The 12,132-nt window shown below is 70.1% G+C and carries 11 protein-coding genes; 4 read left to right on the forward strand and 7 right to left on the reverse strand.

What is annotated here, in order from left to right; translation table 11 throughout:
- Positions 1-125: 125 nt before the first annotated feature.
- Together OHS57_RS29325 and OHS57_RS29330 are read left to right on the forward strand one after the other, a co-directional pair.
- Positions 126-1,316, forward strand: a complete 1,191-nt coding sequence (locus OHS57_RS29325; protein ID WP_328583824.1) for an alkene reductase — start codon at positions 126-128, stop codon at positions 1,314-1,316.
- Positions 1,313-1,795, forward strand: a complete 483-nt coding sequence (locus OHS57_RS29330) for a nuclear transport factor 2 family protein (protein ID WP_328583825.1) — start codon at positions 1,313-1,315, stop codon at positions 1,793-1,795. Before OHS57_RS29325 ends, OHS57_RS29330 begins: the two co-directional genes overlap by 4 nt.
- 28 nt (positions 1,796-1,823) lie before the next feature.
- On the opposite strand, the gene OHS57_RS29335 is transcribed toward OHS57_RS29330, so the two are convergent.
- Positions 1,824-2,816: an alpha/beta hydrolase gene (locus OHS57_RS29335; protein ID WP_328583826.1), complete on the reverse strand. Its 993-nt coding sequence runs from the start codon at positions 2,814-2,816 to the stop codon at positions 1,824-1,826.
- A 155-nt stretch (positions 2,817-2,971) separates the two neighbouring features.
- On the opposite strand from OHS57_RS29335, the gene OHS57_RS29340 reads away from it, so the two are divergent.
- Positions 2,972-3,625 (forward strand): TetR/AcrR family transcriptional regulator, encoded by a 654-nt coding sequence (locus OHS57_RS29340; protein ID WP_041991978.1) that lies wholly within the window; start codon positions 2,972-2,974, stop codon positions 3,623-3,625.
- Between the two features lie 94 nt (positions 3,626-3,719).
- Here the strand turns inward: OHS57_RS29340 and OHS57_RS29345 are convergent, their stop codons facing one another.
- The 4 genes from OHS57_RS29345 to OHS57_RS29360 all read right to left on the reverse strand — a co-directional run bounded on the left by OHS57_RS29345 (position 3,720) and on the right by OHS57_RS29360 (position 9,431).
- On the reverse strand, positions 3,720-5,249 hold the full coding sequence (locus OHS57_RS29345) for a helix-turn-helix domain-containing protein (RefSeq protein WP_041991981.1): 1,530 nt from the start codon (positions 5,247-5,249) through the stop codon (positions 3,720-3,722).
- Positions 5,250-5,415: 166 nt separating this feature from the next.
- The gene (locus tag OHS57_RS29350; RefSeq protein WP_041991983.1) at positions 5,416-5,616 is read right to left on the reverse strand and encodes a DUF4236 domain-containing protein; all 201 of its coding nucleotides are present in this window, start codon (positions 5,614-5,616) and stop codon (positions 5,416-5,418) included.
- A 325-nt stretch (positions 5,617-5,941) separates the two neighbouring features.
- Positions 5,942-7,420 carry a branched-chain amino acid ABC transporter substrate-binding protein gene (locus tag OHS57_RS29355; protein WP_328583827.1) on the reverse strand — a complete coding sequence of 493 codons (1,479 nt, stop codon included), beginning with the start codon at positions 7,418-7,420 and terminating at the stop codon, positions 5,942-5,944.
- 7 nt (positions 7,421-7,427) lie between these two features.
- The gene (locus OHS57_RS29360; RefSeq protein ID WP_328583828.1) at positions 7,428-9,431 is read right to left on the reverse strand and encodes a hypothetical protein; all 2,004 of its coding nucleotides are present in this window, start codon (positions 9,429-9,431) and stop codon (positions 7,428-7,430) included.
- A gap of 291 nt (positions 9,432-9,722) precedes the next feature.
- Here OHS57_RS29360 and OHS57_RS29365 point away from each other — a divergent pair, with 291 nt between their 5' ends.
- Positions 9,723-10,964 carry a carbohydrate-binding protein gene (locus tag OHS57_RS29365; RefSeq protein WP_041991988.1) on the forward strand — a complete coding sequence of 414 codons (1,242 nt, stop codon included), beginning with the start codon at positions 9,723-9,725 and terminating at the stop codon, positions 10,962-10,964.
- 78 nt (positions 10,965-11,042) lie between these two features.
- Here OHS57_RS29365 and OHS57_RS29370 read toward each other — a convergent pair whose 3' ends face one another.
- Both OHS57_RS29370 and OHS57_RS29375 read right to left on the reverse strand, forming a co-directional pair.
- Positions 11,043-11,453, reverse strand: coding sequence for a PPOX class F420-dependent oxidoreductase (locus OHS57_RS29370; protein WP_041991989.1), 411 nt, complete (start codon positions 11,451-11,453; stop codon positions 11,043-11,045).
- An 86-nt stretch (positions 11,454-11,539) separates the two neighbouring features.
- Positions 11,540-12,112: a CGNR zinc finger domain-containing protein gene (locus tag OHS57_RS29375; RefSeq protein WP_328583829.1), complete on the reverse strand. Its 573-nt coding sequence runs from the start codon at positions 12,110-12,112 to the stop codon at positions 11,540-11,542.
- Positions 12,113-12,132 lie beyond the last annotated feature (20 nt).

The following is a 12,132-nucleotide window of genomic DNA, read 5'->3' on the forward strand; positions in this document are numbered from 1 at the left end:
TGGACGGGCAGTCACCATCACCCACGGTGCTGGTGATCAGCATTAGACATCGTTGGACGTGATGGCTGCCTCGGCGTGACAGTGGTGGTACCGGCTTGAACCACTGCCACTGCGAGGAGGCGGGCATGTCCCTCCCACCCCGGACCGAAGAGCAGCCGCTGCTCGGTCCTTACGATCTCGGTGCGGGGCTGAGACTGCGCAACCGCGTGGTCATGGCGCCGATGACCCGGGCCAGGGCGGACAATCCGGCGCTGGCTCCGACGACGTCGCACAGCGAGTACTACCGGCAGCGGGCCGGCGCCGGTCTGATCGTGTCGGAAGGCACCTGGATCAGCCCGCAAGCGGTGGGGGCGGTGCGTGTGCCCGGCATCTACAGCCAGGAGCAGGTACGGGCCTGGGCGGCGGTGACGTCGGCCGTGCACGACGAGGGCGGAACCGTCTTCGCCCAACTCGCCCACACCGGCGCCGCCTCGCACCCGGACTTCCACCAGGGGCATCTCCCGGTCGCACCCTCCGCCGTCAATCCCGGCGGTACGGTGCACACGCCGAACGGGCCCACCCACGTCATCACGCCCCGCGCGCTGAGCACACACCAGATCGCGGACGTCGTGGAGCAGTACCGGTCGGCCGCGGCCAACGCGCGGCTGGCGGGCTTCGACGGTGTGGAGCTGCACGCCCAACGCGGCTATCTCATCGCCCAGTTCCTCAATCCCGTGCTCAACCTGCGTACCGACGCCTACGGCGGCACGGTGGAGGGCAGGGCCCGCTTCCTGTTCGAGGTGCTCGACGCGGTGACCGGCGTCTGGGGGCCGCACCGGGTGGGCGTCAAGTTCGCCCCGCACCAAGCGCTGGGGGCGTCCCACGAGGTCTCGCCGGAGATCCTGGCCGTGCACGAGCATGTGGCCGCGCGGCTCAACGACTACCCGCTTGCCTATCTGCACTTGATGATGACCCGGCGGCCCAACGAGAAGGTGACTCCGGCCCAACGGCAGGAATCCCTCGGGCTGTTCCGGCCGCTGTACCGCGGAACGCTCATCGCCAACGCGGGCCTCGACCAGGATTCCGCCAACGCCGTCATCGGCGAAGGCCTCGCCGATCTGGTCTCCTTCGCCGAGCTGTTCATCGGCAACCCCGACCTCCCCGCCCGCTTCCGGCACGGCCTGCCGCTCACCACGGGTGACCGGGCCACGTTCTACCAGGGCGGCCCCGACGGCTACACCGACTATCCGCCGGCGGCACCGATACGCGCCTCGCCGGCGGCGGAGGTCGGCCCGCAACCTGTTCCGTCTCAACCACAACCCCGGAGGACGTCATGACTGACACGACCCTGCGACTCCTGGCCGACCGCGCCGCCGTCGCCGACACACTGCACCGCTACGCGGCCGGACTCGACCACGGCGACGCCGAACTGTTCACGTCCTCGCTCACCGGGGACGCCACGGTCGATCTGACCCCCGCCACCACCAAGATCGGCCTGGAATTCCCGGTGCTGGCCCCGCGGGACGTCGTCGTCGGCGCGCTGATCCCCGCCGTCGGCCCCCTCGACACCAGCCACGTCATCAGCAACATCCGCACGACCGTGAACGGCGACAGCGCGAGCGTCCAGTGCTACGCGATGGCCCAGCACTTCCCGCCCGGCGAAGGACCCAAGCCCGACCGCACCCGTCACGCGCTGATGATGAACCGCTACGACGCCGACCTCGTACGCGACGGCGAGACCTGGCGCATCCGCCGACTCACCATCGACAGCGCATGGTTCACCGGCGACCCGACCGTGCTGCTCCCGGAGAGCTGATCCGCGCAGGCCCCGGACCGTTCCTCCGTCACTTCGCCAAGGCGGTGCGCAGGAACGCGAGGATCTCCGCCCGGGCGGCCTCGGCCTGTGGTTCCACGCCGGGCAGTGTGAGGAACGCGTGCTTCGCTCCCGGGTATTCGGTGAGCCGCACCGAGGTCCCCGCCGTGCGCAGTCGCTCGGCATAGCGCCGGCCGTGGTCGGCCGCCGGGTCCTGGGTGGGTACCACCACGAGCGCCGGGGCGAGCCCGCTCAGGTCGTCCGCGTACAGCGGTGAGACCGCGCGGGCCTCGGCCGCCGACGAGGCGGCGAGCCGCTGGAAGAGCCGCAGTTGCGGCAGGGCCAGGGTCGGGCTGTCCGCGTACTCGGCGACCGAGGGATAGTCGAACATCGTCCCGGTCACGTCGACCGCGGGGTTGACCAGCACCTGCGCCGTGAGCTCCAGGTCCGCCTCCCTTGCCCGGATCGCCGTCAGCGCGCTGATCAGAGCACCGCAACTCTCACCGAAGACGGCCACGCGCGCGGGGTCGACACCCCACCGCGCCGCGTGCCGCACCACGTGGTCGAACACGTCCCAGCCGTCGTCGGCGGCGTTCGCGAGCGGGCTGTCCGGGGTGAGGAGGCGGTGCTCGACGGAGACGACGAGGGCGGGCAGCCTCGCGGCGAGACGGCTGTTGGTCCAGTCGCACTGCACCGCCGTGCCCACGAAGCTGCCTCCGTGGACATGGACCACGAGGGGCAGGCCGGCCGGGGCTGCGGCCTCCTCGTCCCCCGTCGGGGAGGCTGCGGCCTCCTCGTCCCCCGTCGGCGCCGGCCGGTAGACCCGGACCGGCAGGTCGCGGCCGGGCAGCGCGATCTCCTGCCAGTCGATCGCGGCGCCCGGATCCGGCTCCCCGAGGAACGCCCGGGCCGCGCCGGAGGCCCGGAAACGGTTCTCCGCCTCGCGGTAGGCGAGCAGTTCCCCGGTCGTTATCGCCGCGAAGTCGGGCTCCGCCGGCCGCGTCCCGGCAGTGAACTCACTCATGGCTCCTTCTTCCCTCCCGGCCGGATGCCGGGTACGTCGTGGTGACCGGACGGTCCGTTGTCCTCATTATGCACGCACCGCGTGCATCGGCAAGTGCATGAATGAGTGCATCGATGAACGCATGGGCTAGGCTGAGTCCGGACGAGAGGGGCGAGATGACGGGTCGAAGGCGATGGTCGACCGACGAGATCCTGGACACGGCGGCGGAACTGCTGCGCACGAGCGACGCCGAGTCGTTCAGCGTGCGCAAACTCGCCGCAGCGCTCGGGACCGACTCCTCCAGCCTCTACCGGCACTTCCGCAACAAGACCGAACTGCTGCGCGCGGTTGCCGACCGGATCCTCCTGGCCGCCATGGACGGCTACCGGCCCGAGGGCAACTGGCGGCAGCGCGTCACCGCAGTGGCCCTGCGCCTGCGGGAGGCGTTCGGCGAACAGCCCCAGCTCGCCGCGGTGTGGGGACGCCATGCGTCCGGCGGCACCGGATCCCGGCTGGTCATGGAGGAAATGCTGCAGGCCCTGCGCGCGTCAGGCCTGCCCGACGAGGAAGTCCCCGTGCGATACCACCGCACCGTGATCCTCGTCGCGGCGCTCATCGCCTCCGAGGCCGGTATCAGCGCCATCACGCCCGAGGAGTACGAGCAGGGCATGGAGCAGTTCCGCGTCGCGGTGCTCGGCGCCGATCCCGAACGATTCCCCGCCCTGGCCCACTACGCCCGCGACCTCCGCCCCCTCGGAGCGGACCGCAGCGCGGCGTTCGAAGACGTCCTCGCGGCCCAACTCGACCGCATCGAGGCACTGATCCCCTGACGTACCGGAACGCCGACGCACCCCGTCCTACCCGTTTGGCGGCGGGTCGGACGGGGTGCGTCGGCGTGTGTCGGCGTGCGGCGACGTTCTTCGGTCAGATGTCGCGGAAGATTTCGATCTGCGCGCCCACCGAGTTGAGGCGTTCCGCCAGGTCCTCGTAGCCGCGGTTGATGACGTACACGTTGCGCAGCACCGATGTGCCCTCCGCCGCCATCATGGCCAGCAGGACCACCACGGCCGGGCGCAGCGCCGGGGGGCACATCATTTCGGCGGCGCGCCAGCGGGTGGGGCCCTCGACCAGGACCCGGTGCGGGTCGAGGAGTTGGAGCCGGCCGCCCAGCCGGTTGAGGTCCGTCAGGTAGATGGCGCGGTTGTCGTAGACCCAGTCGTGGATGAGGGTCTTGCCCTGCGCCACGGCGGCGATAGCGGCGAAGAACGGCACGTTGTCGATGTTCAGGCCGGGGAACGGCATGGGGTGGATCTTGTCGATCGGCGCCTCCAGCTTGGAGGGCCGTACGGTCAGGTCCACCAGCCGGGTACGGCCGTTGTCGGCCGCGTACTCGCTGGTCAGGTCGTGGTCGAGGCCCATCTCCTCCAGTACGGCGAGTTCGATCTCCAGGAACTCGATCGGGACCCGGCGGATGGTCAGCCGCGACTCGGTGACCACGGCCGCCGCGATCAGGCTCATCGCCTCGACCGGGTCCTCGGAGGGGGAGTAGTCCACGTCCGCGTCGATGGACGGTACGCCGTGCACGGTCAGCGTCGTCGTGCCGATGCCGTCGACCCGTACGCCCAGCGCTTCGAGGAAGAAGCACAGGTCCTGGACCATGTAGTTGGACGAGGCGTTGCGGATGACCGTCGCGCCGTCGTGGCGGGCGGCCGCCAGGAGCGCGTTCTCGGTGACCGTGTCGCCGCGCTCGGTCAGGACGATGGGGCGGCTGGGCGAGACCGAGTGGTCGACCTGCGCGTGGTACATGCCCTCGGTCGCCGCGATGTCCAGGCCGAACCGGCGCAGGGCGATCATGTGCGGCTCGATGGTACGGGTGCCGAGGTCGCAACCGCCGGCGTACGGCAGCCGGAAGTTGTCCATCCGGTGCAGCAGCGGGCCGAGGAACATGATGATGGAGCGGGTGCGGCGGGCAGCGTCCTCGTCGATGGCCGCCATGTCCAGTTCGGCGGGCGGCACGATTTCGAGGTCGACCCCGTCGTTGATCCACCGGGTGCGCACACCGATGGAGTTGAGGACTTCGAGGAGCCGGAAGACCTCCTCGATCCGGGCGACGCGGCGCAGTACCGTACGCCCCTTGTTGAGCAGCGAGCCGCAGAGCAGCGCCACACAGGCGTTCTTGCTCGTCTTGACGTCGATGGCGCCGGAGAGCCGGCGTCCGCCGACCACGCGCAGATGCATCGGCCCGGCGTAGCCGAGCGAGACGATCTCGCTGTCGAGTGCCTCGCCGATCCGGGCGATCATCTCAAGGCTGATGTTCTGATTGCCGCGCTCAATGCGATTCACGGCGCTCTGGCTGGTGGCCAGTGCCTCGGCGAGCTGTGTCTGTGTCCAGCCCCGGTGCTGTCGGGCGTCACGGATGAGCTTGCCGATGCGTACGAGGTAGTCGTCTGCCATAGCGAAAGGCTATCTCACGTGTGAGATAAGCGCCGCGCGAGGGGGGTCTGTCGCGTGAGGTCAACCCGTACGGCCCCACAGTCCGATGATCGGTCTGTGGGGCCGTATGGACAATCCGTATACCGCCGTTCGGGTTACTGTCCGGCCCTGAGCCGCCGGACAGGCCCTAACCGCGGCGCTTCGTCGTCGTCTTGCGCCAGCCGAAGGGGCCCGGCAGGTCCTGCGACGTCGTCTGCCGCCCTGTCGAACTTGACGTGTGCCGCGGCCCGTGCTTGCCGCCGCCTGTCGTGATGGACCAGGAGTGGCGGTTGATGTTGAGCCGCACCCCCGGCAGGATCCGGAAACTCTTGCGGAATGTGATCGGCATCTGCGCCTCCTCTGTCAGGGGTACGGATATCCCGTCAACGCCGATACATGCCCGGCAGGTTGGCCGGAATTTCGAGCAGGTGGCAGCGGTGCTCCGCCGGCTGGACGGGGGGCATCGACCGGCCCTGGGGCTGTCGTTCGGATCAGGTCCTGGGTCGTGTCCGCGAAGTCTCGTCTGGCTCGCGGGGGCTGGCACGCACGCTCGCGGCGTTGCCGACATGCCCAAGTAGCTCCGCTACAAGGGCACATCGGCGCCTTGCGATCGCACGCACCAGCCCCCGCGAGCCCCGCCCCGAGGGCGGACGACGATACTTCGCGGACACTCCCTAGCCGTTCTTCTCCCGCGGTCTGCCGTTGGCCGCCGACACCTCGACGAACACCGCCCTGCCCTGGGCGGTCAGCCGCAGCACCGGGACCGCTTTGTCGCGCGGGTTGCCGTTGTTCTGGAAGGACAGAAAACCGCTCGCACCGGCCACCTGCTGACCGCCGTCCATCTGGTGGAACATCCGCGCCACCGCGTCCCCGACGACCTCGCCCTGCGAGCTGGCCGCCATCTGTACGCCGGTCGCCGCCGTCAGCACGGCGTCGTGGGCCATGATGGCCTGGCCGTCGTCGCGGCTGTCGTTGGGGAACCACCGGTCCAGCTCGGCGCCTTCGGCGAAGAACTTGGCCGAGGGGGCCGAGACCGCGTCCGGGTTCTTCTTGTACATGTCGGGGTGGGCGAGGCCGGTGTACAGCACGTTGATCTTCGTCGCCGCCGCGTCGGCGAGCTTGTCCGCCGTGAGATTGCTGGTGTCGTCACCGGCGATCACGGTGAACTGCTCCGACTGGCAGTTCCGGTTGGCCAGCGAGTCGAGGAAGCTCGTGAGATGGATCCCGCGCCCGGCGAAGTAGATCACCTGAGGTTTCTGGGCGCACAACTCCACCGACATGAAGCGCAGTTCCGTCTGCCAGGCGCTGCGTACCGACGAGTCGAACGTCTTCGTCTCGGCCACCAGCCGATGGCCGGCCTTGTCGGGGAAGGCCCGGGTGAACGCGGGGCCCAGGGTGCCGGCGTAGAGGTTTCCCTTCGCCGCGTCCTGCACCACGACCGCCGTTTTGAACTTGTTCCGCTTGAGATAGCCGGCCGCCGCGTACGCCTCGTCCACGTTGGTGGGCGACACCCGCACGAAGTTGTGTATGTCCTGGATGTCGGTGGCCGTCATCGTGGAGGCGACCATCGCGATGCCCTTCTTGGACAGCTCCCTGATGGCGGCCAGATTCTCGTCCGTGCTGGGGCCGAGGCCGGTGACGGCGACGAGCCTGCCCCGCTTGTCGTCGGCGCGGGCGGTCAGTTCGCCGACCGTGTGCCGCCAATGGGCCGATCTGCTGCCGGTGTTGGCGAGCAGCAGCCGGATCTTCGGCTTCCCGCCGAGATCGCCCTCGTTGTAGCGGTACTGCGCGAGATAGGCGCCCTCCAGCTCGTGCCGCACCGACTCGGACGAGTTGCTGTCGTCGTCCTTCAGGGTGAAGGAGGTCATGTAGGCGACGCTCACATAACTGTCCTCGCCCTTCGCGACCTTGGCGTTCTCCTGCCGGATCTTCTTCTCGACCGGCGCGAGATGACCGGCGAAGGTGTACGAGCCGTCGGTCACCCCCACGCACTCGGCGTCGTCGCCCATCTTCACCACGCCCGCGCCGCACCGGGCCTGCGACTCCTGGAGCCAGGAGACCAAGAACCAGCCGCCCACCGCGAGTACGGCGGCGGTGACCACCCCGAACACGATCCGCCGAACGACGTGCAGCGGCCATTCGACTCTGACCATCACCGGCTCATGCCTCCCCGGACGTTGTCTGCGGATGACGCCAACTGCGGTACCGCTCGGCCTCGTTGAACAGCGGCACAATGTCGTAACTGCGGAGCCTGGAGAGCTGCGCGAACCCGTCGGCGATCATGTTGCCGAGCCGCATCCCCGGGTCGCCGAGCGGATCGCTCCAGACCCAGCGCGCGGCGACGAGACTGCGGATCACCGACTGCGGGCCGCCGTCCTGGACCGTCCCCGGCTGGTCGCCGCTCAGCCCGGCCAGCACCTCCAGCGGCCCGCCGGTGGACGGCAGCCGGTTGGGGGCCGCGGTGACCGCGCCGAACTCGCTGATCCACTGCGCGGCCGGTACGTCGAGGAAGCGCCGCTTCAGCTGCTCGGCGACCTCGTCGACCTGTCCCGTGGCCAGTTGGTGGTACATCTCCCGCACCGGCCGGCCCTCGGCCCTGTAGTGCTCGGCGAGCAGTTCGTGCGCCATGTCCCAGTCGTCGGGGCGCCGGGCCAGCTGCCACAGCAGCAGCCTGCGCAGCCACGGATGCAGCATGGGTACGAGGGTGCCGGGCCCGGCCAGCAGCCAGCGCGACCGCATCTCGCCGAACAGGGCGTCGCCCTGTCCCAGCACCTGCGCGCCCACCGAAAGGTCCCGTGCGGCGGCGACCTCGGCGAGCATGGTGCGCTCGATCGTGTCCAGCCCGTGCAGCAGATGGTCGGTCGCGGTGTCGGCCAGCGGCCTCGTCACCTCGCCGGCGAGCAGCGGCCGGTCCGGCAGTGTGCGCAGCCAGCGCTCCTGCTCGGAACCGCTCTCGGCCGGGACGTCGCTCGACTGCCTTAGTACGTCCAGGACTTGCTGCACCGCGCGCGGCAGACCACCGGTCAGCCGGTGCACGAACGGGGTGAGCCGGGTGTACGGCGCGTGGTCGGGGTTGCCGCCCAGCTGCAACTCGATCCGGATCCGCACCTCGTCGAGGCTGAGGTCGCGCAGCCGCAGCGGGTACCACCAGGTGTCCTCGCTGTCCCTGGTCGGCCGGTAGTCGTTCCAGTCCGTGAGCGAGGCGTGGTCGGGGCCGCGGAGCTGCCAGGGCCAGGAGTCGCCGGTGGCGGGACCCCAGCGGGGCAGCCAGCGGTTGGAACTCGCCACGACCGTCAGCGGATCGCAGTCGGTGCCCGCCACCACCGCGTCGTCGTGCCGGGCCCGCAGCAGCAGGTCCAGGAAGCGGCGTCCGTACGGTGCGTGCGACTCGTCCAGCAGCACCAGGTACGAGCGGGGCATGAAGGAGCGGGCGGCGTTACGGCGCAGATCCTCCAGGAACGCGGAGAACAGCACCCGGTCCAGGCGTTCCTGTTCCTGCGCATCGCCTTCGTGGCGCCAGAGGTTGAGCTCGACCAGGGCCTCCCAGCGGTCGCCGCTGCGGATCAGCGGGTGCGCGCCGAACCACTGCGCGCCACCGGTCAGCCGGCCCGCCAACGCCCGGCCCGGCAGCCGGTTACGACCGCGCCGCAGCGCGTCGGACGCGACGGCGAGCGCGATGGCGGACGCCCCCTCGGGCACTCCGACGGCGCCCATCCCGACCTCGAAGAAGGCCGCCAGATAGTCGCCGTGCCGGGCCTCGTTGGCCTCCTGGAACCGGTCGAGCTGCCGCTGCACCGCACGCCGGCCCTCGGGCAGGCTGCGGATGTGCAACTCCTGGTCGGACGCGAGGAGTCCGAGGCTCAGCAGGGGGAATCTGGACCGGCCGAAGCGGGGCAGTTTCCGCTCCAGCTGGCGGGCCAGCAGGGCCAGCGCGTAGCGCGGCAGCAACGACTGCGCGCCACCGAAGTCCAGGTAGGCGAAGGGATGTTCAGGTCCGAAGCGCTCCATCAGCGCACCGTGCGCCTCACTCGCGCCGCTGCCACGCGGACCGAGCAGCATCGTGACGGGGCGGTCGGCCCCCGGCGGTAAACGCAGACACTCCTCGACCAGCGACAGAATGCCGCTGCGACCGCGCAGTCCTATGCCGGCCCCGGGCTCCACCACGCCCTTCCCCCCTTCGACAACGGCCGGTCCGGCCTGTTGTGACCACCCACCGTAGGCGGCCATCCCCGTTACGTCACGCCGCTTGGGACACCGGTGGCGCGCCGGTTGGTTCCGCGTCCGCCCGGGCCCGTCCGTGTCCGTTCGCGTCGCCGTCCCGCGCCTGTCCGTGCCTGTCCGCGCCAAAGCTTGTGGGATACAACAGATTTGAATTGGTCTAGTCCAAGTCATTGACGTGTCCCTGGCGGTGCTCAATTCTGAAGGCTCCCTTCCACTCCTTCAGGAGACCTGCACATGAAGCGTCTTCGTGCTCTCCTCTGCGGCGCGGCGACCGCCGCGCTCGCCACGGCCGGCCTTGCCGCCTTCGCTACCGGCCAGGCGGCCGGAGCGACGGCGTCCGCCGACGCGGCAGCGCTCAGCAATCGCTGGTACGCCGCAGCGCCTTATCTGATGCCCCTCGACAACAACCCGCCCAACGCCGGCGCCATCATGGACGCCACCGGACTGAAGGCGTTCCAACTCGCGTTCATCCTCGCCCCCAACGGTGGTGGCTGCAGCCCGACCTGGGGCGGCACGGCGCCCGTCGCCAACGACACGGCGGTCGGGGGGGTCATCAACTCCATCCGGGCCAAGGGCGGAGACGTGTCCGTCTCCATCGGCGGCTACGGCGGTACCAAACTCGGCCAGGCGTGCGCCACTTCGGAGGCCACGGCCGCCGCGTACCAGCAGGTCGTGACCAAGTACCAGCTCAAGGCCATCGACTTCGACCTCGAAGAGCCGGAGTACGAGAACACCGCGGCCGTCGCGCACGAGATCGGCGCCGCCAAGATCCTCCAGCAGAACAACCCCGGCCTGTATGTCTCCGTCACCACGGCCGGCACGGCGGCGGGCACCGGCTGGTTCGGCACCCAGATGCTGAACGAGGCCAAGGCACAGGGCTTCACACCGAACAACTTCTCCATCATGCCGTTCGACGGCGGGTTCAACGGCGCGGCCTCGCAGACCTCCGCGCTGACGAACTTCAACTCGATCCTCCGCTCCACCTTCGGCTGGAGCGAGGCGACCGCCTACGCCCACGAGGGCTTCTCCGGAATGAACGGCCGCAGCGACACCGGCGAGTACTTCAGCCAGGCCGACTTCCAGACGGTCCTCGACTTCGCGACCAGCCACGGCATGGACCGGTTCACCTTCTGGTCGCTCAACCGCGACCGGCAGTGCACACCGGCCGACAACAACGGCGCGACGTCCGGCACCTGCAGCAGTGTGCCGCAGGCCGCCTGGGACTTCGCGAAGTACTCGGTGAAGTTCGCGGGGGCGACGCCGCCCACCAACCCGCCGACCGATCCGCCCACCGACCCGCCGACCAACCCGCCGGGGACCTGCACCACGACCCCGTGGAGCGCCACCACCGTGTACACGGGCGGCGAGGAGGTCTCGTACAGCGGCCACAAGTGGAAGGCGCAGTGGTGGACCCAGAACGAGAAGCCGGGCTCGACCGGCGAGTGGGGTGCCTGGAAGGACGAGGGCACCTGCTGAACTGACCGCCCCGGGTGCCCCGGTGGCCGGCGCGCGCCCCAGGGCCCGCCGGTCCCCGGGGCACCCGCGCGTCACGCCTCAGGCGGCGGCGTTGCCCACGACGCGGTCGGGCGTGATGCGGATCACGACCCGGACGACCTCCGGCGGCAGCTGCAGGAACTCCTCGCCCGCGCCCGGCCCCGCGTACTTCTCGGCGAGTGAGACGGCCAGCGCGCGGCCGGTGTCCTCGGTGACGGTCGCGGCGCCGCGGATCTCGATGTACCGGAGCGGGTTGTCCTTGTCGAAGACGCTCAGACTGACGCGCGGCTCCTGCCGCAGGTTCTTCTCCTTGCGCCGCCCGGCGGCGGTGGAGATGACCACGTCGTCGCCGTCCCTGCCGACCCAGACGACGGACGTCTGCGGACTGCCGTCCGGGCTGACCGTGGCGAGGATCGCGTAGTTGGTGTCGTCGAGGATCTGGCGGGCGGCTTCGCTCAGCTGGGCAGACATGCCGTGGATCGTATCGGCGGCATGCCGTCAAACTCCAGGGCGGGCGCCGTCACGCTCCAGGCGGGCCGGCTCAGGTGCGCGCCGGCTCAGGCGCGCGAGCGGCGGTGGGCCGCCACCCGCTCCCGCGTCGAGCAGCGGCGAGAGCAGTAGCGGCGTGGCGGGCCGCTTCCCTGCGTGAGGTACACGTTCCGGCAACTGGCCGACGCGCAGAGGCCGCCGGGCGGCCGCTGGTGGTCCCAGACGAGGACCGTCAGGGCCAGGCAGGAGGAGGCGAGGAACCACTCGCCCCAGGGCGCGTCGTCGTCGCTGTCGAGGTGGGGGTGCCAGGGCGAGAGACCGTCGTGCGCGGAGAGACGGACGGTGCCGACAGTGCGCCGGAGAAGCTGATTCAGCCGGGTCGCCGCGACGTCGACCTGGTCCGTGGTGAAGACCTCGCGCAGCAGCACGGCGGCGTCGCGCATCTCGGCGACGTCGGCCGGGGAGAGGTCGACGGAGCCGGTCTCGCCGTGCTCACGCAGCACTTCGGCGACCGCGTCGGCCGTCGGGCTCTCGCAGGCCAGGGCGTTGACGAGGGCGGCGGTCCGGCCGGCAACCGCCTGCACCGAATGCCGAGTTGACCAGTCGTCGTCTCTGAGGGGCACTCGACGAATGTAACGCATCTTGTGAAGTTTTGAGTTAC

Source organism: Streptomyces sp. NBC_00370 (assembly GCF_036084755.1).
GTDB lineage: Bacteria > Actinomycetota > Actinomycetes > Streptomycetales > Streptomycetaceae > Streptomyces.